This window comes from Variovorax sp. dw_954, from assembly GCF_018449755.1.
GTDB lineage: Bacteria > Pseudomonadota > Gammaproteobacteria > Burkholderiales > Burkholderiaceae_C > Variovorax.
Genome location: NZ_JAAVVD010000011.1, coordinates 68,670 through 92,827, shown reverse-complemented (window position 1 = coordinate 92,827; position 24,158 = coordinate 68,670). Strand labels below are relative to the sequence as shown.

The window sequence follows — 24,158 nt, the reverse complement described above, 5'->3', positions numbered from 1 at the left end:
ATCAAGTCCACTTCTTCTTCGCCGCACCGCCATGAACAAGACCCACAACCTTCACGACAAGCGCCTGGCCGATGCATGGGCCACGCTGCAGACCCACGCCGACAGCGGCCTGCCGCTGGACCCGGATCCGTCGCGCATCGCCTTCGCCGATCCGGAGTTCCTGCTGCGCCGGGAAACGCGCGGCATCCGCATGCAGCTGGAGTTGATGAAGCCCGACCTGGAGATGCGCAAGCACGGCATCGAGAACACGGTGGTGGTCTTCGGCAGCGCGCGCTTTCGCAGCGAGGAAGAATCGCGCGCCCTCATCGCCCAGGCGGAAGCGGCCGGCGACGCGCCGCTGGTCGAGCGCCTGCGCAAGCTCGCGCGCGGTTCGCACTACTACGAACAGGCCCGCGCCTTCGGCAAGCTGGTGGCCGAGTACAGCAACGACAAGGAACCGGAAGACAAGCTCTTCATCTGCACCGGCGGCGGTCCCGGCATCATGCAGGCGGCCAACCGCGGCTCTTACGAAGGCGGCGGGCTCAACGTCGGGCTGGCCATCGCACTGCCCATGGAGGAAGCGGCCAACCCTTATGTCACGCCGGCGTTGAGCTTCAAGTTCCACTACTTCGCGATCCGCAAGATGCACTTCATGATGCGGGCCAAGGCGCTGGTGGCCTTCCCCGGCGGCTTCGGCACGATGGACGAACTCTTCGAGATCATCACCCTGGTGCAGACCCGCAAGTCGAAGCCGGTGCCGATCGTGCTGTTCGGCTCCGACTACTGGAAGCAACTGGTGAACTTCGACTTCATGGTGGACGAAGGCGTGATCTCGCCCGGTGACGTGAACCTGTTCGAGTACGTCGATGCGCCCGCGGATGCGTGGGACTACATCAGGAAGTTCTACAAGCTGTGATCGGCGGGGGCTGGCGGCACCTTCAGTCCCCACACCGCACGCGTCCCCGCGGCCACGACGCCGCCCACCAGCCAGAACACGCCCGCGATGCCGATCAGTGACCCGGCCGCGCCGAACAGCATCGGCATCGCGACGCTGGACGCATTGAGCGTCATCACCCGCAGGCCGAGCGCCTCCCCGTGCCGCGCATGCGGCGTGATCTGGTGCAGCATGCTCATCACCATCGGCTGCACCGCGCCGAGCGCCAGGCCCAGCGCGACCGAGCAGGCGCCCATGCCGACGGCCGTGGTCATCAGCGGGTAGACCATGAACACCCCCGCCGTGACGATGTTCGACGCGGTGATGACGTTGCGCTCCTTCAGGTGCGAGGCGACCATCGGCAGCAGCACGCGGATGGCCGCCGCGGCCACCGCGAACGCGCCGAGCACCGAGCCGATCACCGACGCGCTCAGGCCGCGGTCATGGCCCAGCAGCGGCAGCACGAAGGTGTGCACATCCCATGAGGCCGACTGCAGCCAGTTGACGAACAGGAGGCGCCGGAACATCGGTTCGCGCAGGAGGTCCCAGGCGCGCGGCCTGGGCGCACCGGCAGGCGCTCGCGTGGTCGGCAGTTCCGGCGTGCCGCGCGCCAGCAACCAGCAGATGACCGGCAACACGGCCAGCAAGACGAAGGCCGTGCGATAGCCGACGAGATCGCCGGGCATGCTGCCCGCATGGTCGATCAACAGGCCGGTCGCGAAGGGCCCGACGAAGTTGGCGGCAGCCGGCGAGATGGCGAGCCAGCTGAACACCTGCTTGAGTTGCGTCGGGTTGGTCGCGGCGCGGCCGACGTGTCGCTGCAAGGCGATCAGGGCGATGCCGGTGGCACCTCCGGTGAGCAACGCCGCGAGACAGAGCACGGGCAGCACCGGGAACAAGGCGGCCAGCGCGGCGCCGGAAGTGGCGGCAACCACCGCGATCTGCAAAGGCAGCCGCAGCCCATGGCGATCGGCAAATCGTCCGGCGGGCAGCGCCAGGAACACCTGCGTGAGTGCGAACAAGGACAGGAGCACGCCCACCGTGGCCGCGCTGTAGCCCTCCTTCAGCGCGAGCAACGGAGATGCCAGCCGCGTGCCGGTCATGGCGGCATGCAGGCAGACTTGCGCGACGATCAGGCGCAGCAGGTCCGGCGTCATCGCTCCAGCCGATCGATCGGTTGCGCCCCTGCGACGCTGCGCAACGCTGTCATGTCTGCGGAGGGTCTTCCGGAAGGCCGATCAAGGGCAACCCGGGCTCCGACGCCTCGAGGCCCGCCTCCGGGATGGCCGCGTCGAGGGTGGCCGCGCTGAAGGACTTGGTCGGCTTCACACCCAGCGCGCGCAGCATCTCTGCCTGCCGGATCGCGTTGCCGTTGCCGCTCTTGAACTTCTTGAAGGCCTCGCCGTACGCGGCCTGGGCCTGGTCGAGCGACTTGCCCACGCGCTCCAGGTCGCCGACGAAGGCTGCGAGCTTGTCGTAGAGCTCGGCGCCGCGCTTGGCGATGTCCTGCGCGTTGCGGCTTTGCTGCTCCTGCCGCCAGAGGTGCGCCACGGTGCGAACCACGAACAGCAGCGTCGAAGGGCTGACCAGCAGCACGTTGCGGGCCCAGGCATCCATGAACAGTTGGTCGTCGGCCGACACGGCCAGCATGAACGCAGGCTCGATCGGCACGAACATCAGCACGAAGTCCAGCGACTTCAGGCTGTAGAGCTGCTCGTAGCGCTTGCTCGAGAGCCCGTCGATATGAGTGCGGATCGACGCCAGGTGCCTGCGCTGGGCCGAATGCCGCTGCTCGTCGGATTCCGCACTGACGCATTCCTCGTAGGCCAGCAGCGACACCTTGGCATCGACCACCAGCTTGCGGTCTTCCGGCAGGTGGATGATCACGTCGGGTTGCGCACGCGAGCCGTCCTCGCGCGTGTGGCTCTGCTGCACGTGGTACTCGACGCCACGGCGCAGGCCCGATGCCTCGAGCACGCGCTCGAGGATCAGCTCACCCCAGTTGCCCTGCGTCTTGGACGAGCCCTTGAGTGCCTGCGTCAGGTTGCGGGCCTCGGCGCCGAGCAACTGGTTGAGCTCCATCAACTGCGTCACCTGCTGGGCCAAGGCCGAGCGCTGCTTGCCCTCGGTGTCGTAGAACTGCTCGACCCGGCCCTGGAAGTCGGCCAGCCGCATGCGCAGCGGATCGAGCAACGCGCCCAGGCTGGTCTGGTTCTGCTCGACGAAGCGCTTGCTCTTCTCCTCCAGGATGTCGTTGGCCAGCGCCTTGAACTGGTTGGCGAGCGCCTCGCGCGCTTCATGGAGGTAGGCCAGCTTCTCCTCAGCCTGTGCGCGTTGCAGCGCCTGCAGTTGCCCCGCCTCGTGCCGGTCTGCTTCCATCTGCGTCTTCAACTCGGCCACCTGCGTGCGCAGCGCGCTGGCCTCGTTGCGAAGCGCGTCGTGCGCGTGGCGCTCCTGCATCAACGCCTGCTCGAGCACCGGTACGCGCTCGGCCCGCTCGGCCAGTTGCGCGCGCTCGTCGCGCACGTTGTCCAACGCGTCCCGCCAATCGTCGGACTGTGCGCGCAGGTCGGCGAATTCAGCGTGCAGCGTGCCGAGTTCCTGCTCCACGCCACGCGCCCGCTCCTGCGCCACCGCGATCTGCGGACGCAGGTTGCCCTCGGCCTCCGCGGTTGCCATTTGCAGCGCCTGCGCGCGGGCCTCGTCCACCTGCTCCTTCAGGGACTCCTGCGCGCTGCGCCGCGCCGAGGCGCCGCCAAAAAGCCAGCCCGCCAACAGTCCCACCAGCAGCGCCACCGCCGCCAGCGCGGCCGGCACCATCCATGCATTCCAATCGCTCATTCAACGCGTTTTCTGTTCGTTCAAGACTTGGCGGCAAGCGCCGCGGGGTTGAGCGGGCTCACCGCCTTGCCCTGGGTGAGAAAGCCGATGAGGTTGGCGGTCGCCAGGTCGGCCATGGCGCGCCGCGTGGGCACGGTGGCGCTGGCGATGTGCGGCGTGAGGACCACGTTCGGCACCGTCAGCAGGTCGGGGTGCACCTTGGGTTCGCCCTCGAACACATCCAGGCCGGCAGCGGCGATACGCTTCTCTCGCAAGGCCACGGCCAGTGCCGCATCGTCGACGATGCCCCCGCGTGCGATGTTGATGAGCGTGGCGGTCGGCTTCATCAGCGCCAGTTCGGCGGCGCCGATGGTGTGGTGCGACGCGGGGCTGTAGGGCACGACCAGCACGACGTGGTCGGCAGTCCTGAGCAGTTCTTCCTTGCCCGCATAGCTGGCCTTGCATTCGGCCTCCAGCGATGCATCGAGCCGCGAACGATTGTGATAGATCACCTTCATCCCGAAGCCATGCGCGCCGCGCCTTGCGATGCCCTGCCCGATGCGACCCATGCCGATGATGCCGAGCGTGCTGCCGTGGATGTCCGCGCCCGAGAACATGTCGTAGGCCCACTTGGTCCACTTGCCGGCGCGCAGGAAATGCTCGCTCTCGGCGATGCGGCGCGCGGTCGCCATCAACAGCGCGAAGCCGAAGTCGGCCGTGGTCTCGGTGAGCACGTCGGGCGCATTGGTGCCGAGCACGCCGTGCGCGGTCATCGCGTCGATGTCGAGGTTGTTGTAGCCCACGGACATGTTGGAGACGATCTTCAGGTCCGGGCTGGCATCGAGCACTTCGGCGTCGATGCGCTCGGTGCCGGAACTGAACATGCCCACCTTGCCTTGCAGCCGCGCGATGAGTTCGGCCTTCGACCAGAGTGCGTCAGCCTGGTTGGACTCGACCTCGAAATGTTCTTCAAGCCGCGCGATGGTCTCGGGAAAGATGCCGCGCGCGATCAGTACCTTGGGTTGGCTCATGGTGTTCAGCGAAAGAAGATGAGGGATAAAAGAACGAACAGCGGCAACAGGATGCCACCGGACCAGGCCATGTAGCCGAAGAAGCCGGGCATGCCCATGCCACGCTCGTCGGCGATGGCCCGGACCATCATGTTCGGCGCATTGCCGATGTAGGTGCAAGCGCCCATGAACACGGCACCGGCGGAGATCGCGGCCAGCGTGTGGGCATGGGTGGTCATCAGCGCCTGTGCGTCGCCGCCGGCGGTGTTGAAGAACACCAGGTAGGTCGGCGCGTTGTCCAGGAAGGCGCTCAGCAGGCCGGTGGCCCAGAAGTACATGGCCGGGTCGGGTTGGCCATCGGCCTGGGTCACGGCGGACACGACGGCACCGAAGGGGCCATGCACGCCAGCGCGCAGCATCGCGATCACCGGGATGATGGTCAGGAAGATGCCCGCGAAGAGCTTGGCCACCTCGACCATCGGGGCCCAGGAAAAGTGGTTGTCAGCATGCACCTTGTCAGGCGTGATCCGGAGCGACAGCAGCGTGACCAGCACCAGCCCCACATCGCGCACGATGCCTGGCAACCCGACCTCGGTGCCGTGGACATCGAAGCTCACCGGCGATTTCCACGCACCGCTCAGCAGCACCAGCCCGACGATGGCGGCCAGCAGCCAGAAGTTGCGGGCACCGTCGAACCCGAAGCCGCGCGTGTCGGGCGTCGGGTCCACCGGCAGCACGCCTTCCTTGCGGTAGTAGTGGCGGTCGACCAGGTAGAACAGCACGAGCAGCACGCCGACCACAAAGAGCGTGTCCGGCAGGATATTGTTCAAGGTCCAGAAGAAGTCCACGCCGTTCAGGAAGCCGAGGAACAGCGGCGGGTCGCCCAGCGGCGTCAGCGAGCCGCCCATGTTCGACACGATGAAGATGAAGAACACGACCACGTGCACCCGGTGCCTGCGGTTGTCGTTGGCACGGATCAGCGGCCGGATCAGCAGCATCGACGCGCCGGTCGTGCCCATCAGGCTTGCAAGCACCGCGCCAATGGCAAGGATGCCCGTGTTCAGCCCCGGTGCGCCATGCAGGTTGCCGCGAATGTAGATGCCGCCAGCCACCGCGAACAGAGCGGTCAGCAGGATGACGAAGGGGATGTATTCGCCCAGCAGCGCGTGCACCAGCTGCGCGCCCCCCAGCGAGGGCCCGAATGCCACCGCAAACGGAACCAGGAACGCGAGCGACCAGGCAGCCGACACCTTGCCGTAGTGGTGGTGCCAGAAGGCCGGCACCAGCAAGGGCATCAACGCAATCGAAAGAAGAATGCCGGCAAAGGGCACGCCCCACAGCGGGGACAGCGCGGCGGCGTCGAACCCGGCCGCACCGGCCAGCGTCGGGAACAGGGAGACGAAGAGGAAGGTGGCGGCAGCGCGAGCCACAGTCTTCATGCGGGTGCGATTTCGAACACCTGCCGCAGGTAGGCCAGATACTTCTCGTCCTCGCACATGTTCTTGGACGGCGTGTCGGACAGCTTGGCCACCGGCTGGTCGTTGCAGGCAATCATCTTGATGACGATCTGCAGCGGCTCGTAGCCGAGGTCGTTGGTGAGGTTGGTGCCGATGCCGAAGGCCAGCTGGCAGCGTCCGCGGAACTGCTGGTAGAGCTCGATGGTGCGCGGCACGGTCAGTCCGTCGCTGAAGATCAGCGTCTTGGTGCGCGGATCGACCCGGTTGGACACGTAGTGCGCCAGCATGCGCTCGCCCCACTGGAACGGATCGCCGCTGTCGTGCCGTGAGCCGTCGAACAGCTTGCAGAAGAACAGGTCGAAATCGCGCAGGAAGGCGCTCATGCCGTACACGTCCGACAGCGCGATGCCGAGGTCGCCGCGGTACTCGCGTCCCCACATCTCGAAGCCGAACACCTGGCTGTCGCGCAGCCGCGGACCGAGCGCCTGGCAGGCCTGCAGGTATTCGTGCGCCATCGTGCCCAGCGGGATCAGGCCGAGCTTCATCGCGTAGAGCACGTTGCTGGTGCCCGCGAGCTGCGGGCTGCGATCGCCGAGGCGGGCCGGCACCGTCACCACGCCGAGCTTGCTGCTCAGCGTGCGCAACACCTCTTCGTGCCATTCCTTGGAGAAGCGGCGGCGGGTTCCGTAGTCGGCGATCTTGAGGTCGCTCAGGCCCTCGCCCTGCAACTGCTCGATCTTGGTCGCGAGGCGGCGGCGGCCTTCCGAAAAGTCCGCAGCGGGCTGCGTGTTGCGGAAGTAGACCTCGTTCACGATGGCCAGCACCGGGATCTCGAACAGGATCGTGTGCAGCCACGGTCCCTTGATGAGGATCTCGAGCTGCCCGTCGGCTTGCGGCGTGATCTGGATGTACTTCTCGTTGAGGCGGAACAGGCCGAGGAAGTCGACGAAGTCGCTCTTGATGAAGCGCATCGAGCGCAGGTAGACCAGCTCCGCTTCCTTGAACTCCAGCGAGCACAGGTGCCGCACTTCCTCGCGAATCTGGTTGGCGAACTGGGCGAGGTTGACGCCCGGATTGCGGCACTTGAAGCGGTACTCCACGCGGGCCCCCGGAAACCGATGCAGCACCACTTGCATCATCGTGAACTTGTAGAGGTCGGTGTCGAGCAGGCTGTTGATGATCATGGGTGCAAAACCGGGTTGTCTCTTTGTGCCGGCCCATTATCACGGGCTATGCCGCTTCGCGTCGGCGCGTGCCTACGGGCCCTTCCCTGCAAGTCCTACCGTCGTGCACGGGTGCCTCGGCCACATTGCCTCCACGTTGGCAAACACGCCGACGCCTCAACCGCAACGAAGGAGAAAGCCATGAACAAGGACACCATCGAGGGCAATTGGAAGCAGCTCAAGGGCAAGGTCAAGGAACAGTGGGGCAAGCTGACCGACGATGACTTCGACGTGATCGCCGGCAAGCGCGACCAGTTGCTCGGCCGCATCCAGGAACGCCATGGCATCAGCCGCGACGAAGCGGAAAAGCAGGTCAGCGAATGGGAAACGCGCGACGGTCGCGAACCCAGCGCGCTGTGGTTCGAACGCGTCTGATCTCCCGCACTTTTTCAGCAACTACCCATAGAGGAACCCATCATGAAGAAACATCTGCTCATGCTTGCCATCGCATCGTCCTGCCTGCTCGGCGCGCAAGCCTCGAATGCCATGTCGAAGGACGAGTACAAGGCGGCCAAGGAAAAGATCGAGGCCGACTACAAGGTCGACAAGGCCCAGTGCGACACGATGAAGGACAACGCCAAGGACGTGTGCATGAAGGAAGCCAAGGGCAAGGAAAACGTTGCCAAGGCCGAACTCGAACAAAGCTACGAGCCCAGCGCGAGCCATCAACGCAAGGTGGCTGAAGAAAAGGTAGACGCGATGTACGCCGTCGCCAAGGAAAAGTGCGACGACCAGAAGGGTGCGGAAAAGACGGCTTGCGAAAAGCAGGCCAAGGCCGACGAGGCCAAGGGCAAGGCCGACATCAAGGCCATGAAGATGTGACGCTTGCGTCACACCTTCATCAGAGTGTGAACTACCGCGGCCAGTTCGGGCGAAAGCTCGACTGGCCGCTGGCTTTTGCGGTCCACGTAGACATGGACGAAGTGGCCTTGGGCGGCGGCCGTTTCGGCGCCCTCGGCAAAAAGGCCGATCTCGTAGCGCACGCTGGAGCCCCCTGTTTGCGTGACGCGGATGCCGGCCTCCACAGTCTGCGGAAAGGCCAGCGGGGCAAAGTAGTTGCACTGCGTCTCGACCACGAAGCCCACCACTTCGCCGTGGTAGATGTCGAGGACGCCGCGCTCGATCAACAGGGCGTTGATCGCAGTGTCGAACCAACCGTAGTAGACGACGTTGTTGACGTGGCCGTACATGTCGTTGTCGGACCAGCGCGTGGGGATCTTGCGGAACACGGCGTACTGGCTGCGGCGATCAGGGGAAGGCTTGAAGGACATCGGAAAGGGCTGCGCTGCTCATGGCGCCGCATTTTGCCTGCGGCGTGCATTTGGCTCGTTGATTTAGAAGCCGTCACCTAGATTGCTGCAACGCAACAAAAAGGGGTTGATTTGATCGTCGGCAGGCCTATACTTCACTCCATGCTGCGGCGCAACAAAAAGCGATGTCAGCAAACCGCCCCTCTTCCTCTCATCTCAAATCTCTGGAGCTCCACATGGCACTGACCGCTGACCAATTCCTCGCCGCACAAAAGGCAACCGTCGAAACCCTGTTCGGCCTGACCTCCAAGGCATTCGAAGGCGTCGAGAAGCTGATCGAACTGAACGTGACCGCTGCCAAGACCGCCCTGGCCGAAGCCGGCACCACCGCCCAGGCCGTGCTGAGCGTGAAGGACGCGCAAGAACTCATCGCCCTGCAAGCCGGCCTGTTCCAGCCCCTGGCTGAAAAGGCGACCGCTTACAGCCGTCACCTGTACGACATCGTTCAAGGCACGACCGGCGAATTCACCAAGGCTTTCGAAGCCAAGGCCGCTGAAGCCCAATCGACGCTGGTGAACCTGGTCGACAGCGCTTCCAAGAACGCACCCGCCGGTTCGGAAACCGCCGTCGCCATGATGAAGAGCGCCGTGGCTGCCGCCAACAACGCTTTCGAATCGGTGCAAAAGGCTGTCAAGCAAGCCTCCGATGTCGCCGAAGCCAACTTCACCGCCGTGTCGAACTCGGCCGTGAACGCAGCCAAGAGCACCGCCCAGACCGCTACGCGCAAGCGCTAAGCCCTCGGGGCCTCTGCCTCTCTATTTACAAGTTGTCTCCTTGGGTCCTCCCGGATCCAATTCAGGGCCCTGTCGCAAGACAGGGCCCCTTTTTTTTGTGCCGCGCCCGCCTCCCGGATAATGCCGCCCAACATTTTCTTGGAGATTCGCATGCAAATCGAAGGCAAGGTATTCATCGTCACCGGCGGCGCGTCCGGGTTGGGTGAAGGGGCGGCGCGCATGCTTGCGGCCAATGGCGGCAAGCTCGTCGTCGCCGACATGCAGGCCGAAAAAGGCGCGGCGGTGGCGCAGGAGATCGGTGGCGTCTTTGTCAAGTGCGACGTGAGCCAGGAGGCCGACGGCCAGGCCGCTGTCGCCGCGGCGCTCCAGCTCGGCAAGCTGGTCGGGCTGGTCAACTGCGCCGGCATCGCGCCGGCCGAAAAGACAGTGGGCCGCAACGGCGCGCACGCCCTGGCGGTGTTCAGCAAGACGGTCACGGTCAACCTCATCGGCAGCTTCAACATGATCCGCCTGGCTGCGGAAGCCATGTGCAAGAACGAGCCCGAGTCCACCGGCGAGCGCGGCGTGCTCATCTCGACCGCCTCCGTCGCGGCCTACGACGGCCAGATGGGCCAGGCGGCGTATTCGGCATCGAAGGGCGGCGTGGTCGGCATGACGCTGCCTATCGCACGCGACCTGGCCCGCAACGGCATCCGCAACATGACCATCGCACCGGGCATCTTCGGCACGCCGATGCTGTTCGGCATGCCGCAGGAGGTGCAGGACGCACTGGCAGCCAGCGTGCCGTTCCCGTCGCGTCTGGGCACGCCGGCGGACTATGCCAAGCTGGCGAAGCACATCATCGAGAACGACATGCTGAATGGGGAAGTGATTCGGCTGGATGGGGCGATCCGGCTGCCGCCGAAGTAGGCAAACCGCTGCTTCCGAACGACGTGCTTGTCGCGCAACGCCGGGATGGAGCGCGGCGCAAGCGCCGGCCGCTACTTGCGAGGGTCAGCCCCCTTGGGCTCGCGCGCGGCCCTGATTGTGTAAGTGATGCCTGGCTTCCTCGCGCTCGCGCCAGTTCGACGGTAGCTGCCCGAACTGGGCCGTGAACCAGCGCGTGAACGAGCCCTGCTTGCTGTAGCCCAGCCGCTCGGAAATCCTGCCGAGGTTGAATTTCGGGTTCTCGAGATAGCGGGGCGCCAGTGCCGAGCGCACCGCGTTGAGCAGCAAGGTGAAGCTCGTGCCGGCTTCATCAAGTTGCCGTTGCATCGAACGCACGCTCATCCCCAGGGCCTGTGCCACGCTTTCGACGGTCGCTCGTCCCGTGGGCAGCATCAGGTAGATCGCCTTGCGCACCTCGGGCACGATCGGATGCTTGTGCGACTGCGACTGCTGCGACAGCGATTCGATGAGCTGCCGGGCGTAGCGCGCCACGGCCGGGTCGGCTTGCGGATTGGGTGCCGCGAGGTCTGCCGCAGCGAAGACGATGCCGTTGAACTCGCTGTCGAATTCGAGCCTGCAGGCGAACACGCGGCGATGCAGGCGCAGGTCGGACGGCGCCGAGTGCGTGAAGTTCACGCTGCTTGGCCGCCATTGCGCGCCTATGAGGTCGCTGCACATCCGGAACAGCACGCCGACGGCCAACTCGGCGGCTTGCGGCGACGGCTTGGTGCTTATCACCTCTTGGCGCAGGATCGCCACCCCGCCGGCCTCCTCGAGTTCCATTGCCAGGCTCTCGTTGAACAGGTAGCGGTTCTCGATGGTCGTGACGAGTGCGTCGCGCAAGGTTGCCTGGTGCGTGATCAACATGCTCGCCACGCCAAAGCTCGACAATTTCCTCGACTGCGCCATGCGCAGGCCGAAGGTGGCACAGCCGGAGCCGGCCGCCGACGCTTCGAGCAAGGCCACCACGGCATCTGTCGAAATGCGCTGTTCTGGATGCTTCAGCAGATTCAGGTTCAGGCCTGCATGCCGCAAGGCCTCCCGGGGATCGAAGCCAAGGCTCTCGGCGACCTCCGGGAAGTGGGTCAGGGCGGCGGCGCGAACCCGCGGGCCCATGGTCTGGGCAGTCAACTCGTTACGCATTCGATGCGCCAGCCGTGGCTGGATCAAAGAGGCGCGTGAACTGGTCCCCAAGGAGGTCGTGGAACCCGAGGGCATGGTGTGCACTTCCGAAGTCAGGCGGTCGGCAGCCGGTGTTCGCGGAAGGTCTCGCGCAACCGGTTTTTCAGCATCTTCCCCGTGGCACCCAGCGGAATGCTGTCGACGAATGCCACGTCGTCCGGCGTCCACCACTTGGCGATGCGGCCGTCGAAGAAGGCGAGAAGTTCCTCGCGCGTCACCTCGGCGCCCGGCTTCTTCACCGCCACCAGCAGCGGGCGCTCGTCCCACTTCGGGTGCTTGACGCCGATGCACGCGGCCATCGCCACCGCCGGGTGGGCCATCGCGATGTTCTCGAGGTCGATCGATCCGATCCACTCGCCGCCGGACTTGATGACATCCTTGCTGCGGTCGGTGATCTGCATGAATCCATCGGCATCGATGGTCGCGACGTCGCCCGTCGGAAACCAACCGTCGATCAGCGGATCACCGCCCTCGCCCCTGAAGTAGTTCGCAATGACCCAGGGACCGCGCACCATCAGGTCCCCCGAAGCCCGGCCGTCGCGCGGGAGCTCGCCGCCGTGCTCGTCCACGATCTTCATGTCGACGCCATACAGCGCGCGTCCCTGCTTCGCTTGCAGCGCCCGGCGTTGCACCGCGTCCAGGCCCGCGTGCTTGCCCTTGGGCTTGCCCACGGTGCCGAGCGGGCTCAGTTCGGTCATGCCCCAGGCGTGGATGACCTGGACGCCGTACTTTTCCTCGAAGGCGTCCATCATGGCCGGCGGGCAGGTCGATCCGCCGACGACGGTGCGCTTCATCGTGCTGAACTTCAGGTCGTTGGCTTCGACATGCGCGAGCAAGCCTTGCCAAACGGTCGGCACGCCCGCGGACATGGTCACGCCTTCGGTTTCGAACAGGTCGTGCAAGGACTTGCCATCCATCCATGGGCCGGGGAACACGAGCTTGGCGCCCACCATGCAAGCCACGTAGGGCAGGCCCCAGGCGTTGACGTGGAACATCGGCACGACCGGCAGGATCGTGTCGCTCGAAGAGCAGTCGAGGGAGTCCGGCAGCGCGGTGGCATAGGTGTGTAACACCGTGGACCGGTGGCTGTACAGCGCGCCCTTGGGGTTGCCCGTGGTGCCCGACGTGTAGCACAGCGACGAGGCCGTGTTTTCGTCGAAGAGCGGCCACGTGTATTCCGGGGAATGCGCGTCGATCAGGTCCTCGTAGCACAACAGGTTCGGGATCGTCGAGGACGACGACAGCGCCGGCATGTGCTCCCGGCTGGTCATTGCAACGAATGCCTTGATGGTCTTCACGCGCGGGGCAATCGCCTCGACCAGCTGCAGGAAGCTCATGTCGAAGAACAGCACCTGGTCCTCGGCATGGTCGGCGATCCATACCACCTGGTCCGCATGCAACCTGGGGTTGAGCGTGTGCAGCACGGCGCCGGAGCCCGACACGGCGTAGTACAGCTCCATGTGGCGGTAGCCGTTCCATGCGAGCGTCGCGACACGATCGCCGAAGCGGATGCCGTTCGCGGCCAGCGCGTTGGCCATGCGGCGCGCGCGCTCGGCGAGGTCGGCGTAGGTCTGGCGATGCGTGTCGCCTTCGACGCGGCGCGAGACGATTTCCTGCTCGCCATGGTGACGCTCCGCGTGATTGAGAAGAGTCGAGATCAGCAGCGGCTGCTGCATCATGTTTGCGTTCATGGTGGTTGTCTTGTTAACGGTTGATAAGGGGGCTATCGAAGGGCGCCTCAGGCAGGCGCATTGGCCGCGCCCGCCATGGGGGTCGGGGTCGGCTCGTCGAGGGGCTGACCGGCGCGCTGCATGTCGGCCTCGTAGGTTCGTGCGGCGAACATGAAGGCCAGCGGCGCCAGCAGGCCGATCGCCGGCATGACCGTCAACGCAGTCGTCAGTCCCCAGGCGTCCGACAGCACGCCGGCAATGAAGGACCCCGCGGCCAGGCCGAACAGCGCCAGGAAGATCGCCAGCACCGATGCATTGGTGGCGCGCAAGGCGGGCGGCGTCACGTCGATGACGATCGCCGTCACCGGGCCGACGGTGCAGGTCAGCAGGAAGCCGCCCAGGGCGATGAGCGCGAAGCGAACCTGCGCGGAAATCTCCAGGCCGAGCCGCGGCGCGCCGAAGGCCACCGCGACCACCAGCAACGAGGCAATGCACAGCAGCGTCATCACATGCAGCCTGGCGCGCGGACGGCGGGCGCCGGCACGGTCGACGACCGCTCCCCACACGACGCTGCCAACGGCGCCGCACAGCACGACCAGCGCCGCCTTGATGCCCGCCTGGTCGGGCGCCATGCCGTACTCGCGGTTGAGAAAGCTCGGCAGCCACGACCACAGGGCCGAGAGCACGAGCATCTGCGCCGCACCGCCCACGCAGACCCACAGCATGGTGCGCGAGCGAACGAGCGCCTTGGCAATGGTCTTCGCGGCGCTGCCCATCGAGCCCCTGGCCAGGTTCTGGCTGGGCGTGAGCGCCACGGTCGGGTAGTCGCGCACCTTGAGGTACAGAAGGGCCAGCAGCAAGCCCGGAAAGCCGACCACACCGAACGCCGCCTTCCAGCCCCAGTGGGCCGCGATCAAGCCGCCCAGCATCACGCCGAGCACGGAGCCCACCGAGGCTGCGGCAAAGAAGCCGGCCATCAGGACACCGCGCATGCGCGCCGGAAAGTGGCCCGCGATCAGGGCCACGCCTGCCGCGCCGTAGCCGGCTTCGCCCATGCCGATCTGCGCGCGCGCGGCCAGCAACTGGCCGTAGCTGCGCGTGAACATGCACGAGATCGACGCCAGGCTCCAGACGGTGGCCATCACGACGATGCTCTTGACCCGGCTGGTGCGGTCGGCGACCAGTGCCACCGGAAGGGCCCCGAGCGCGACGGTGACCGACACCACCGAGACCAGTCCCCCGAGTTGCTTGTCGGACAGGCCCCAGTCCTGCTTCATGTGGGGAAAGAGCGATACGATCACCTGGCGGTCGATGTAGTCGAACAGGTACAGCGCGAGCGTCATCGCGAAGGCGAACCAGGCCGGGCGGGGGCCGAACAGATAGCTGTCGGCAGGCCCCTGCCTTGCATCCAGAGAGTGCGTGTGCATTTGAAACCTCGATGTGTCGGACGGTGGGGCTCAGGGCAGCAGCGCGGCATCGGCCGGTGCCAACTGCTCGAGAAATTCCAGCAGCAATTCGTTGACCTGATCAGGTCGTTCTTCCGCCGCGCTGTGGCCCACGCCGGGCAGCAGCACCTTCTTGCGCAGTCCGGGGATGCAGGCTTCGAGCTGGTCGTAGAGCGCGCGCACTTCGACCTGTTCGAGCGAAGGGTCGGCGGCGCCGCCGATGAACATGCTCGGTTGACGCACCACCGCGCCAGCCAGGAACGGTGTGCCTTCCCAGTTCCGGTCGTGACAGCGGTAGTAGTTCAGGGCACCGGTAAATCCTGTGCGTGTGTATTCATCGACGTAGTAGTCGAGGGCCCGCGCGCTCAGCCACGACGGGAACGCCTTCGGCTCCGTGAAGGCGTTGAGGATGGGCTCGCCGGGTTCGATGAACAGGCGCCAGCGCTCGGCGCCGACGGCGCTGCCGGAGACCGAGTAGTAGATGCTGCGCAAGGTCTTGCGCGGATCGCTGGCCAACTCGCGATCCGGCTTGCCGACCTGCTGGAAGTAAAGGTGGTGAAACACCCTGCCTTTGGCCATCGCCTTCAGGCCAACGGTCGGCTTGACCTTGCCGCGCGGTGGCACTGGCGTATTGAGCATCACGAGGCTCTTGAACAGGTCCGGCCTCCGCGTGACCGCCGCTTGCGCCACCCATGCGCCCAAGTCGTGCCCGACGATCACCGCGGACGTTTCACCCAAGGCGGCCATCAGGCCGACCATGTCGCCCACTGCCTGATTCAGGTCGTAGGCTTCAATGGAAGCTGGCCGATCGGTTTGCCCGAATCCCCTTTGATCGGGTACGACGACCCGATAGCCGGCGTCGGCCAAGGCGCCGATCTGGCGCCTCCACATGTACCAGAGGTATGGGAAGCCATGCAGCAGGATGACGAGCGGGCCCTGGCCTTCGTCGACGTAGTGCATGCGAATGCCGTTGACTTCGGCAAAGCAGTGGTTGAATGTGTCGGGGTTGTCGGCGTCCACCTGGCTCACCGCGTTCGGCTGATCGATGTGTGTTGCAGCGTTCATTTCGTTGTCTCCGTCTTTTGAATTTGCTCGGGCCTCTACGATAGCCATGCGCGCTTGCGCAAGCTGTTTTGCGTGGGACATAACATTTCAAAATTGGGACAGGTACCCGATCCGTTTCGCTTGGCCAATCTGGGGATGCTGGCGCTGGCGAATCGCGAACAGCCGACGCTTCGCGCAGCGTTGGACTCGTTTGTTGGCTACATGCGGCTGCACAACGCCGGCGTGCAGTTGCGGCTCGAAGACGAAGGCGACTTCGTGCTGGCACATGTGGAGTGAATGTGAAGCACGCGGGCGGCTGAAGGCGTAGCTTCGTCATCCCAAGCCAGGCACGCTAGCTGCCTGAGCCTGCTCCCCATACGTTCCTGAAGTTGCAGATCGCCGCTGCCCGCAATGGGCGGCCGCTCGACTGTGCCGAAGCGCTTTCGCCATCGGCTTGCGAGCCTTGCTGCCCTCTGGTGGCGATGTCCCAATTTTGAACGAAATTGTCCCACCCCTGAAATCAGCTCGCGACCTCAATACCTACCATTGAGCCCGTAGACGAACGAACCAGTGGCCCTTCCTGTTCAGCCACATCTGTCGGACGTAGCTACTGATCCGCCCCGCTCAAACACAGATTGGAGACATCAATGACAGCAACCGCCACAACCCCGCAATCCACCCTGCAAGCCACCCCACAAGCAACGCCCATGGCCGCACCGGCCATCGTCCGGCCATCGGTGCGCCAGCATTCGATCAAGGTGGAGCTTTGCACGCCCGCCATCGGCGCCGAACTCAGCAACATCAGCCTGGCCGATGCCGCCCACGACCCTGACGCCATTGCCGAAATCCGTGCGCTGTGGCTCAAGCACAAGGTGCTGTTCTTTCGCGATCAGGACATCTCGCCGATGGAGCAGCAGAACTTTGCCGCTCAATTCGCCGAACTCGAAAGCCATCCCTTTGCGCCGAGCCATCCCGAGGCGGACAAGCTGCTGGCGCTGTACCGCAATCTCGACCCGAGCAAGCCCGAGGGCTTCGTCGAGAAGGCCAGCCGCGAAAACATCTGGCATGCCGATGTCACCTACAAGAAGGCGCCCCCGCGCGGCGCAATCCTGCGCTGCGAACTGGGTCCGGACACCGGCGGCGACACCATCTGGTCCAACATGGTGATGGCCTACGAGAAGCTGCCCGAGGCCATCAAGCAACGCATCGATGGCCTGTACGCCAAGCACAGTGCCGAGCACGCCTTTGGCGCCCAGATGCCGATCGCAGACCGTCACGCGATGGCCGCGAAGAACCCCGCCGCCGAGCACCCGGTGGTGCTCACGCACCCTGAGACGGGCGAGAAGGTTTTGTACGTCAACACCGTGTTCACGACCCATTTCTCGAACTTCTACAACTTCGACGACATCCGGTACGGCCAGGACTTCATGCCGGAGGCGCATCACCTGCTGAACTACCTGACCTCCCAGGCCGCGATTCCGGAATACCAGGTGCGCCTGAAGTGGAGAAACAACACGGTTGCCATGTGGGACAACCTGGCGGTCCAGCACTACGCCGTGGCCGACTACGGCAAGGCGCCACGCAAGATGCTTCGCGCCACCCTCACGGGCACCGCGCTGAGCTGAACCCACCCACCAGTTCCCGCGGCAAATCCAGGGCACCGCCAACACGGCGGGCAGCCCTGGCACGTTCAAAAACCATTTCTCAACCCCACCTCTCTCACGGAGACAAACATGCTCTACCAACAAGTCGATACCGCAGTCACCGATGGCGCATCCCTGCCCTGGGTCCCGCTCGTGCCCTATGCAGACACCATCCTGCTGAAGTACTTCAAGCTCGACCCGATCAAGGGCGAATGGATCGTCATGATGAAGGCCCCGATGGGCGTCCAATTGCCCAAGCACCACCACACCGGCACGGTCATGGTCTACACCATCGAAGGCCAGTGGAAATACAAGGAACACGACTGGACCGCCGGGCCCGACAGCATCGTGTACGAGACCGCCGCATCGAGCCACACCTATGAACCCGTCTCGGCAGGCGCCAGCGGCTACGTGACCACGCTGGTGCAGGTGAACGGCGAACTCCTGTTCCTCGACGAGAACGAGAACGTCATCGCATCCGAAAACTGGAAGACCTCGCTGAAGCGCTATCTGGCCTATTGCGAGCAGCACGGCATCGAGGCCAAAGACCTCACGGCGTTCAACTGATCTGATTGCGCGGGGCTTCAATGGCCACCCGGGTCGCGCGCAGGCGATCTTGACCGTGGGCACGCAGGCCGATTTTTCGGCCTGCCGTGTCCACCACCACGAGCGATAAATTTGCTCTGAGAAGGCCAACCGGCCCTTTGCTTCGACGCCGCTGCGTCCGCGCGGCACCCGCACTTGGAGAACAGCCATGGCTTTCCTGAGAGAGTGTTTGCGCGAGGTTCGCGCCGCCCGCCGCGATTGGGCGCCCGAAGAAATGGACTGGTTCCTGCAGACCGGTGTTCGAGGCGACAGGTCGCATCGAAAGACCCCACCGCAGTCAACTGATCAGATCGCACGTGGATCTCATCGGCCACCAGGCTCCCCAAGCCCGCTGAGGCTTCTGGCAACATGAACGCGAACAAGACCGGCGAAGCCGTTCATCCAATCGTTGTTGTCGGAGGCGGTGCCAGAGGACTCAGCTCGGGCACGCCCCTGCATCGCATCGTGATCGTGGGCGGTGGGGCGGGCGGGCTCGAGTTGGCCACTCAGCTGGGTGACCAATTGGGTCGCCGCGGTGCGGCACAGGTCACGCTGATCGAGAAGGCGCGCACGCATTTCTGGAAGCCGCATCTGCACGAGATCGCTGCCGGCACGGTCAATTTGCACGCGCATGCGGTCGACTACCTCGCCCAGGCGCACTGGCACGGCTTCCGCTATTGCATGGGGGAGATGACGGGCCTGGACCGGCAGCGGCGCGAGGTGCATGTGGCGCCCTACATCGACGCGGAGCAGGGCGAGCGCGTCACCGGCCCGCGCGTGTTCGGCTACGACACGCTGGTCATTGCCGTGGGCAGTCTCAACAACGACTTCGGCACGCCTGGCGTCCAGGAACACGCGATCCGGCTGGAGACGCCCGCGCAGGCGGTGCAGTTTCACCGCCGGCTCGTCAATGCATGCATGCGCGCAAATGCACAGAGCACCGATCTTCGACCTGAACAGCTGCAGGTCGCCATCATCGGGGCCGGTGCAACGGGTGTGGAATTGGCCGCCGAGTTGCACCACGCCACGCGTGCCCTGGTGTCCTACGGCCTGGATCGCATCGATCCTGAGCGCGACATCAGGCTCAACCTGATCGAGGCCGGTCCGCGCGTGCTGCGCGCGCTGCCCGAGCGCATCTCCGCGGCGGCCACACAGTTGCTCGAGAAGCTCGACGTTCGCGTGCGGACCAGCGCGAGGGTGACCGCCGTCACCGCTTCCGGTGTGCAGCTCGCGAACGGAGAGACCATTCCCGCTGAACTGGTGGTGTGGGCTGCCGGCGTCAAAGCGCCGGCATTCCTCGCCCAACTCGACGGCCTGGAAAGCAACGACATCAACCAGCTCGTCGTAAAGCCCACGCTGCAGACCACCGGCGACGACACCATTTTCGCCATCGGGGATTGCGCCGCCGCGCCCTGGCTCGGACAAGACGGCAACGTGCCACCGCGCGCGCAGGTGGCGCACCAGCAGGCCACGCACGTGCTTCGGCAGATCAACGGTCTCTTGCGCGGCAAACCGATGAAGCCTTGGCGCTACCGCGACTTCGGCTCCCTGGTGTCACTCGGCAGGCACACGACCGTGGGCAACCTGATGGGACGACTCGTCGGCGGCAACCTCTGGATCGACGGCCTCTTCGCGCGCGGGATGTACATGTCGCTCTACAAGATGCACGAACTGGCCTTGCATGGTGCGTGGAAGACAGCGCTCGGTACCGCGGCGCGCTTCATGTTCCGACGGACGGTGGCGCGGGTGAAGCCGCACTGATCATTGCGCGATCCGCACGACCAGGCTGTCAGTGCTGCCGCCGAACTTACCTCCATGTCGGCGTTGGGGCTGGCAATCGACCGAAGCCGGCCGTTCGCAACCACATCTACTCAATCCACCTTGGCGCCGCTTTGCTGCACCAGGCGTGCCCAGGTCACCATGTCGGCACGCCATTCCTTGTCGAAGTCCGCGCGCGACATGGGCTCGGGGTCCAGGCCGAAATCCTTGATGCGGGCAATCAGCTCGGGCTGGCGCAGCACCTTCTCGGCCGCCTGGGCGATCTTCTGCGCCTCGGCGTCGGGCATGCGCGCGGGGCCGAAGAGGCCATACCAGCTTTCGGTGTCGAAGGCGATGCCGCCCTCTGCCAGCGTGGGCACCTGCGGCAGCGCCGACGAACGCTTGCGGCCGGTCACGGCCAGCGCCTTGATCTTGCCCGCGCGGATTTGCGGCAGTGCGCCCGCCAGGTCCACCATGCCCACCTGGACCTGCCCGCCAATCAGGTCCTGCACCAGCGGCCCCGCGCCCTTGTAGGGCACGTGTTCCGTCTTGATGCCGGTCAACGCGCGAATGCTCTCCATCGCGAGGTGGCCGGCGGAGCCGTTGCCCCAGGAGGCATAGACCACCGGCTCGCCCGTGCGCCTGGCCAGCGCCACCATCTCGGGCACGGTGTTGGCAGGATAGCCGGGGTTGGCCGCCACCACGTTGCCACCATGGGCGATGGGGGCCAGGGCGATGAAGTCCTTGGCCGTGTCGTAGCGCAGGCTATGGAACAAGGCCGGCGCGATGGCCATCGTGGCGGTGGGACCCAGCAACAAGGTGCGCCCATCCGGTGCGGCGCGCGCCACCTGGGCTGCGCCGATGGTGCCGGTAGCGCCGGCCAGGTTGTCCACGATCACCGTGGTGCCCAGTTCCTTGCCCAGTCCCTGGGCCAGGAGGCGGCCTATCACGTCAGTGCCGCCCCCGGCCGAGAAGGGCGCCACCAGCCGGATCGGCTGGTCAGCCCGAACGGCCTGCCACGGCGCGGCGGCCAGCAGGACCGCGCTTGCCAGCATGCGGCGGCGCGAGAGGGTCATGTTGTTCGTCATGTCATTCGTCTCCTTGTTGCCAGGGCATTGGCCTCGTCACGAATCGGTGTCGTCACGAGGTTGGTACTGACATGTCCTTGCTCGGATTGATCAGGTATTTCTCGCCGGTCGCATGTTTGGCGTAGGCCGCGATCGTTTCCGGCTGCAGCGCCTGCGCCAACGAAATCTCCTTCGAGAATTGGCTGGCGAATGTCGTATTCAATTCCTGGGCTACCCGTTCTCTCAACTGCCGCACGGCGGCCGGTCCCAGTTTCTGCAGAAACGGCGTCAGCAGCCAGCCACCCATTCCCCAGGCCGTGCCAAAGGTCTGGGTGAAGCTGATGGGCCTGCTGTCCAAGCGTCCATAGAGGTAAATCTGCTTGTGCGTCATGGAACCATAGAAGCTGTGGCTTTCTCCTTCTATCGTTTTCAATGCCGCCTCCATGCATGACAGGATTTCTCCGGCCAACTCGCCGCCACCGGTGGCATCGAAGCCGATCGTGGCGCCGGTCGCTGCGATCGCTTGAGTCAAGTCCCGAAGAAAGGTGGGGGAACTGGCGTTGCACACGTACATCGCACCGTCAGCCCGCAGGATTCTTTCCTGCTCTGCTTTGCGAACAACGTTGACCAAGCCGATGTTGTCTCGCAAGCAAAGCCGATTCAGCATCCGGCCGAGGCTGGATGCTGCGGCGGTATGGACCAGTGCTGAATGGCCTTCACGCCGCATGGTTTCAACCATGCTCAGTGCAGTGAGTGGATTGATGAAACACGACGCCCCCTGTGCTGCAGTCGTTCCTTCTGGCAGCACGAGGCAAGCCTCTGCAGGAAGGCATCGATACTGCGCATACATGGCGCGGCCCAACACGGCAACCGTCTTGCCCAGCAACGCTTGCGCTGCGTCGGAAGCGCCTGCCCTGACCACCACGCCGGCGCCCTCATTGCCGACCGGCAAGGGCTTGTTCACGCGATCGGCGAGGGCGCCCATTGCCTGGCCAGGGATGCTGGCTGTCAATACCGGAAGATCCACGGTCCCCGATGCTTGCGCCGAGTTGATGTCGGCACCTGCCAACAGCAGCGCAAGATCGGAAGGGTTGAGCGGCGAGGCCTCGACACGTATGACTACTTCGTCTGGCGCTGGGTCCGGGATGGCGAGGCTGACGAGCGAGAGCTCGAGCATGGCGTCCTGCCGAACCATCGAGCGCAATTGAAGACCCGAACGGGCGATAGAGCTGGTCATCACTTTCACTGGCATCCGGGGTGCTGTGCGAGAAATCCCAGGAGCAATTCGTTGACTTGATCTGGACGTTCTTCCGCCGCACCGTGGCCTACACCAGGCAGCAGCACCTTCTTCTGCAATCCCGGAAGATAGGCGTCGAGCTGGTCATAGCGACCCCGGAATTCGACGGGCTCGAGGGAGGGGTCGGCCCCACCGCCGATGAACATGCTCGGCTGGCGGATCACCGCGCCGTCCAGGAATGACGTGATCTCCCAGTTCCGGTCGCGGCAGCGATAGAAGTTCAGCGTGCCGGTGAACCCCGTGCGCGTGTACTCATCGACGTAGTAGTCGATCGCCCGCGCGCTCAGCCACGACGGGAACTCCTTCGGATCCGTGAAGGCGTCGAGAATGGACTCGCCGGGCTCGAAGAACACGCGCCAGCGATCGGCGCCCACGGCGCTGCCCGAGACCGAGTAGTAGATGCTGCGCAAGGTCTTGCGCGTATCGCTGGCCAACTCGCGATCTGGATTGCCGAGCGCCAGGAAGTACAGATGGTGGTGCATCCTGCCCTTCGCCATCTCCCGCAAGCCGATGGTCGGCCTGATCCTTCCGCGCGGGGGCAGGGGCGTGCTGAGCATCACGAGGCTGTGGAACAGATCCGGTCTCATCATGGCTGCTGATTGAGCCACCGATGCGCCCACATCGTGCCCGACGACCGTGGCCGATGCTTCGCCCAGGGCTGCCATCAGGCCGACGACGTCTCCGACGTGTTGGCTGACGTCGTGGGCTTCAACCGCATCCGGCCGGTCGCTTTGCCCGTATCCACGCAGGTCGGGGGCGACGACACGATAGCCGGCCTCGGCCAGCGCCAGGATCTGACGTCGCCACATGTACCAGAGGTACGGAAAGCCATGCAGCAGGATGACGAGCGGACCTTGCCCCTCGTCGACGTAGTGCATGCGGATGCCGTTGACCTCGGCGAAGCAGTGATTGAAGGCGCCGGGGTCGTCGGCATCCGCTTGCCCCCATGCGGCGTGCACTGGATCGGCCTTTGTTGCGACGTTCGTTTTCATTGTCTGGTCCAATTTTTGAAAGTTCCTGGTATCGACGTCAGCCCTGATGCCGGGCGCCGGGCTCATTCGGCCTCGGCGCCGGAAAGCTTGAATGCCGAATCGAATTTCGCGATTTCACTCGCCACGAATTTCGCCGTGCTCGCGGGTGTCGAATCGCTGACGGGACTGATGCCGTACCCGGCAAGCTGGGCCTGGATGGCCGGCCTCTTCATCACCTCGTTCAACGCGGCGTTCAGGCGGTCGACGATGTCCTTCGGCGTTCCGGCAGGTGCCATGACGACGTTCCACGAGCCGACTTCCAGCGGTGTCGAAGTGGCCTCGAACAAGGTCGGAATCTCGGGCGCCGCCGCGAGTCGCTTGCTGCTGAAGACAGCGAGCGCGTTCAGTTTCCCCGCCTTGACGAGCTCCCGCCCAACACCAAGAGACCCTCCCCCGAACTGCACCTGTCCGCCGACGAGAGCTTGAATCGCCTCACCATTGCCCTTGAAAGGCACGACTGTTGCAGACACAGTGGCCGCTTTCTTGAACAACTCCATGCTGAGGTAGGTCGTGCTCAGGCCTGAGGAGCCGAAGAAGAACTTGTTCGGGTTGGCCTTGAGCTTCTCGATGAAATCGCGCGCGCTGCGAGGCATGGAGGGATTCGCGTACAGGACCACCGGCACGGTTCCGACCAATGCGACAGGTTCGAAGTCCTTCAACGGATGGTAGGACAGGCTTTTGTATGCCGACATGTTCAGCGCGTGTGTCGCAGCCGTGCCGAAGACGAGGGTGTAGCCGTCGGGCTTGCTGCGCGCCACGCTCTCGGTGCCGATCGCGCCGGTGGCGCCGCCGCGGTTCACGATGATGACCGGCTGCCCCAGCGCCTTGCCGAACTCGTGAGAGAGGGTGCGCGCAAAGATGTCGGTCTCGCCGCCCGGCGAAAAAGGGACGACCAGCGTGATCGGTCGATTCGGGTAGGGCGTCTCGGCGGCAGTGATGCCGGATGCAGCCATCGCCACGATGGCCGCTGCCAGGGTCAGGAAGTAGCGCCGTGCAGACGGCAGGAGAGTCGGGAGGCACATGGTGGGTACTTTCTCGTGGA

At 64.9% G+C, this 24,158-nt stretch carries 23 protein-coding genes; 9 read left to right on the top strand and 14 right to left on the bottom strand.

Annotated features, from left to right (window positions below; genetic code table 11):
• Positions 1-31 precede the first annotated feature (31 nt).
• Entirely contained in the window at positions 32-895 is an 864-nt protein-coding gene (locus tag HB681_RS18240) for a TIGR00730 family Rossman fold protein (protein WP_213956274.1), read from the top strand.
• Here HB681_RS18240 and HB681_RS18235 read toward each other — a convergent pair.
• From HB681_RS18235 to pncB, 5 genes are read right to left on the bottom strand one after another with little or no spacing between them, the layout of a single operon-like run.
• The gene (locus HB681_RS18235; RefSeq protein WP_213956272.1) at positions 883-2,070 is read right to left on the bottom strand and encodes an MFS transporter; all 1,188 of its coding nucleotides are present in this window, start codon (positions 2,068-2,070) and stop codon (positions 883-885) included. The two genes, HB681_RS18240 and HB681_RS18235, sit on opposite strands and share 13 nt — an antisense overlap.
• Before the next feature lie 49 nt (positions 2,071-2,119).
• On the bottom strand, positions 2,120-3,754 hold the full coding sequence (gene rmuC / locus HB681_RS18230; protein ID WP_256735004.1) for a DNA recombination protein RmuC: 1,635 nt from the start codon (positions 3,752-3,754) through the stop codon (positions 2,120-2,122).
• A 20-nt stretch (positions 3,755-3,774) separates the two neighbouring features.
• Positions 3,775-4,764: a D-glycerate dehydrogenase gene (locus HB681_RS18225; protein ID WP_213956271.1), complete on the bottom strand. Its 990-nt coding sequence runs from the start codon at positions 4,762-4,764 to the stop codon at positions 3,775-3,777.
• Positions 4,765-4,769: 5 nt separating this feature from the next.
• Positions 4,770-6,182, bottom strand: coding sequence for a sodium:proton antiporter (locus HB681_RS18220; protein ID WP_213956270.1), 1,413 nt, complete (start codon positions 6,180-6,182; stop codon positions 4,770-4,772).
• Positions 6,179-7,384 (bottom strand): nicotinate phosphoribosyltransferase, encoded by a 1,206-nt coding sequence (gene pncB / locus HB681_RS18215; RefSeq protein WP_213956269.1) that lies wholly within the window; start codon positions 7,382-7,384, stop codon positions 6,179-6,181. The genes HB681_RS18220 and pncB overlap by 4 nt, the downstream gene beginning before the upstream one ends.
• A gap of 180 nt (positions 7,385-7,564) precedes the next feature.
• On the opposite strand from pncB, the gene HB681_RS18210 reads away from it, so the two are divergent.
• Complete coding sequence (locus HB681_RS18210; RefSeq protein WP_213956268.1) at positions 7,565-7,798, top strand: CsbD family protein; 234 nt, start codon at positions 7,565-7,567, stop codon at positions 7,796-7,798.
• Between the two features lie 42 nt (positions 7,799-7,840).
• On the top strand, positions 7,841-8,245 hold the full coding sequence (locus tag HB681_RS18205; RefSeq protein ID WP_213956267.1) for a hypothetical protein: 405 nt from the start codon (positions 7,841-7,843) through the stop codon (positions 8,243-8,245).
• Between the two features lie 8 nt (positions 8,246-8,253).
• Here the strand turns inward: HB681_RS18205 and HB681_RS18200 are convergent, their stop codons facing one another.
• Positions 8,254-8,694 carry a thioesterase family protein gene (locus HB681_RS18200; protein ID WP_213956266.1) on the bottom strand — a complete coding sequence of 147 codons (441 nt, stop codon included), beginning with the start codon at positions 8,692-8,694 and terminating at the stop codon, positions 8,254-8,256.
• A 215-nt stretch (positions 8,695-8,909) separates the two neighbouring features.
• On the opposite strand from HB681_RS18200, the gene HB681_RS18195 reads away from it, so the two are divergent.
• Together HB681_RS18195 and HB681_RS18190 are read left to right on the top strand one after the other, a co-directional pair.
• Positions 8,910-9,467 (top strand): phasin family protein, encoded by a 558-nt coding sequence (locus tag HB681_RS18195; RefSeq protein WP_213956265.1) that lies wholly within the window; start codon positions 8,910-8,912, stop codon positions 9,465-9,467.
• 150 nt (positions 9,468-9,617) lie between these two features.
• A complete protein-coding gene (locus HB681_RS18190; protein WP_213956264.1) occupies positions 9,618-10,376 on the top strand; it encodes a 3-hydroxyacyl-CoA dehydrogenase in 759 nt (252 codons plus the stop codon).
• Between the two features lie 84 nt (positions 10,377-10,460).
• Here HB681_RS18190 and HB681_RS18185 read toward each other — a convergent pair whose 3' ends face one another.
• The 4 genes from HB681_RS18185 to HB681_RS18170 all read right to left on the bottom strand — a co-directional run bounded on the left by HB681_RS18185 (position 10,461) and on the right by HB681_RS18170 (position 15,756).
• On the bottom strand, positions 10,461-11,537 hold the full coding sequence (locus HB681_RS18185) for an AraC family transcriptional regulator (RefSeq protein WP_256735003.1): 1,077 nt from the start codon (positions 11,535-11,537) through the stop codon (positions 10,461-10,463).
• Positions 11,538-11,629: 92 nt separating this feature from the next.
• Entirely contained in the window at positions 11,630-13,267 is a 1,638-nt protein-coding gene (locus tag HB681_RS18180; protein ID WP_213956263.1) for a 3-(methylthio)propionyl-CoA ligase, read from the bottom strand.
• Between the two features lie 47 nt (positions 13,268-13,314).
• Positions 13,315-14,673 carry an MFS transporter gene (locus HB681_RS18175; RefSeq protein WP_213956262.1) on the bottom strand — a complete coding sequence of 453 codons (1,359 nt, stop codon included), beginning with the start codon at positions 14,671-14,673 and terminating at the stop codon, positions 13,315-13,317.
• Between the two features lie 30 nt (positions 14,674-14,703).
• Complete coding sequence (locus tag HB681_RS18170; protein WP_256735002.1) at positions 14,704-15,756, bottom strand: alpha/beta hydrolase; 1,053 nt, start codon at positions 15,754-15,756, stop codon at positions 14,704-14,706.
• Between the two features lie 54 nt (positions 15,757-15,810).
• On the opposite strand from HB681_RS18170, the gene HB681_RS38135 reads away from it, so the two are divergent.
• From HB681_RS38135 to HB681_RS18150, 4 genes are all read left to right on the top strand, one after another.
• Entirely contained in the window at positions 15,811-16,032 is a 222-nt protein-coding gene (locus tag HB681_RS38135) for an AraC family transcriptional regulator ligand-binding domain-containing protein (protein WP_256735001.1), read from the top strand.
• Between the two features lie 410 nt (positions 16,033-16,442).
• Entirely contained in the window at positions 16,443-17,360 is a 918-nt protein-coding gene (locus HB681_RS18160) for a TauD/TfdA family dioxygenase (RefSeq protein WP_213956430.1), read from the top strand.
• Positions 17,361-17,468: 108 nt separating this feature from the next.
• Positions 17,469-17,945, top strand: coding sequence for a 2,4'-dihydroxyacetophenone dioxygenase family protein (locus HB681_RS18155; protein ID WP_213956253.1), 477 nt, complete (start codon positions 17,469-17,471; stop codon positions 17,943-17,945).
• A 387-nt stretch (positions 17,946-18,332) separates the two neighbouring features.
• Entirely contained in the window at positions 18,333-19,724 is a 1,392-nt protein-coding gene (locus HB681_RS18150) for an NAD(P)/FAD-dependent oxidoreductase (RefSeq protein ID WP_213956261.1), read from the top strand.
• Positions 19,725-19,834: 110 nt separating this feature from the next.
• Here HB681_RS18150 and HB681_RS18145 read toward each other — a convergent pair whose 3' ends face one another.
• From HB681_RS18145 to HB681_RS18130, 4 genes are read right to left on the bottom strand one after another with little or no spacing between them, the layout of a single operon-like run.
• Positions 19,835-20,809: a tripartite tricarboxylate transporter substrate binding protein gene (locus HB681_RS18145; RefSeq protein WP_213956259.1), complete on the bottom strand. Its 975-nt coding sequence runs from the start codon at positions 20,807-20,809 to the stop codon at positions 19,835-19,837.
• Between the two features lie 52 nt (positions 20,810-20,861).
• Positions 20,862-22,025: a zinc-binding dehydrogenase gene (locus tag HB681_RS18140; protein ID WP_213956433.1), complete on the bottom strand. Its 1,164-nt coding sequence runs from the start codon at positions 22,023-22,025 to the stop codon at positions 20,862-20,864.
• A gap of 5 nt (positions 22,026-22,030) precedes the next feature.
• Positions 22,031-23,143, bottom strand: coding sequence for an alpha/beta hydrolase (locus tag HB681_RS18135; protein WP_256735000.1), 1,113 nt, complete (start codon positions 23,141-23,143; stop codon positions 22,031-22,033).
• Entirely contained in the window at positions 23,140-24,138 is a 999-nt protein-coding gene (locus HB681_RS18130) for a tripartite tricarboxylate transporter substrate binding protein (RefSeq protein WP_213956258.1), read from the bottom strand. Before HB681_RS18130 ends, HB681_RS18135 begins: the two co-directional genes overlap by 4 nt.
• Between the last annotated feature and the right edge of the window lie 20 nt (positions 24,139-24,158).

Bases quoted from the DNA above. Each gene is read 5' to 3' on its own strand.
- HB681_RS18190 (WP_213956264.1), top strand. From the start codon at position 9,618: ATGCAAATCGAAGGCAAGGTATTCATCGTCACCGGCGGCGCGTCCGGG.
- HB681_RS18155 (WP_213956253.1), top strand. From the start codon at position 17,469: ATGCTCTACCAACAAGTCGATACCGCAGTCACCGATGGCGCATCCCTG.
- pncB (WP_213956269.1), bottom strand. From the start codon at position 7,384: ATGATCATCAACAGCCTGCTCGACACCGACCTCTACAAGTTCACGATG.
- HB681_RS18170 (WP_256735002.1), bottom strand. From the start codon at position 15,756: ATGAACGCTGCAACACACATCGATCAGCCGAACGCGGTGAGCCAGGTG.
- HB681_RS18220 (WP_213956270.1), bottom strand. From the start codon at position 6,182: ATGAAGACTGTGGCTCGCGCTGCCGCCACCTTCCTCTTCGTCTCCCTG.
- HB681_RS18185 (WP_256735003.1), bottom strand. From the start codon at position 11,537: ATGCGTAACGAGTTGACTGCCCAGACCATGGGCCCGCGGGTTCGCGCC.
- HB681_RS18225 (WP_213956271.1), bottom strand. From the start codon at position 4,764: ATGAGCCAACCCAAGGTACTGATCGCGCGCGGCATCTTTCCCGAGACC.
- HB681_RS18210 (WP_213956268.1), top strand. From the start codon at position 7,565: ATGAACAAGGACACCATCGAGGGCAATTGGAAGCAGCTCAAGGGCAAG.
- rmuC (WP_256735004.1), bottom strand. From the start codon at position 3,754: ATGAGCGATTGGAATGCATGGATGGTGCCGGCCGCGCTGGCGGCGGTG.
- HB681_RS18140 (WP_213956433.1), bottom strand. From the start codon at position 22,025: ATGACCAGCTCTATCGCCCGTTCGGGTCTTCAATTGCGCTCGATGGTT.
- HB681_RS18135 (WP_256735000.1), bottom strand. From the start codon at position 23,143: ATGAGCCCGGCGCCCGGCATCAGGGCTGACGTCGATACCAGGAACTTT.
- HB681_RS18160 (WP_213956430.1), top strand. From the start codon at position 16,443: ATGGCCGCACCGGCCATCGTCCGGCCATCGGTGCGCCAGCATTCGATC.
- HB681_RS18195 (WP_213956265.1), top strand. From the start codon at position 8,910: ATGGCACTGACCGCTGACCAATTCCTCGCCGCACAAAAGGCAACCGTC.
- HB681_RS18180 (WP_213956263.1), bottom strand. From the start codon at position 13,267: ATGAACGCAAACATGATGCAGCAGCCGCTGCTGATCTCGACTCTTCTC.
- HB681_RS18175 (WP_213956262.1), bottom strand. From the start codon at position 14,673: ATGCACACGCACTCTCTGGATGCAAGGCAGGGGCCTGCCGACAGCTAT.
- HB681_RS18240 (WP_213956274.1), top strand. From the start codon at position 32: ATGAACAAGACCCACAACCTTCACGACAAGCGCCTGGCCGATGCATGG.
- HB681_RS18235 (WP_213956272.1), bottom strand. From the start codon at position 2,070: ATGACGCCGGACCTGCTGCGCCTGATCGTCGCGCAAGTCTGCCTGCAT.
- HB681_RS18205 (WP_213956267.1), top strand. From the start codon at position 7,841: ATGAAGAAACATCTGCTCATGCTTGCCATCGCATCGTCCTGCCTGCTC.
- HB681_RS18150 (WP_213956261.1), top strand. From the start codon at position 18,333: ATGAACGCGAACAAGACCGGCGAAGCCGTTCATCCAATCGTTGTTGTC.
- HB681_RS18145 (WP_213956259.1), bottom strand. From the start codon at position 20,809: ATGACGAACAACATGACCCTCTCGCGCCGCCGCATGCTGGCAAGCGCG.
- HB681_RS18200 (WP_213956266.1), bottom strand. From the start codon at position 8,694: ATGTCCTTCAAGCCTTCCCCTGATCGCCGCAGCCAGTACGCCGTGTTC.
- HB681_RS18130 (WP_213956258.1), bottom strand. From the start codon at position 24,138: ATGTGCCTCCCGACTCTCCTGCCGTCTGCACGGCGCTACTTCCTGACC.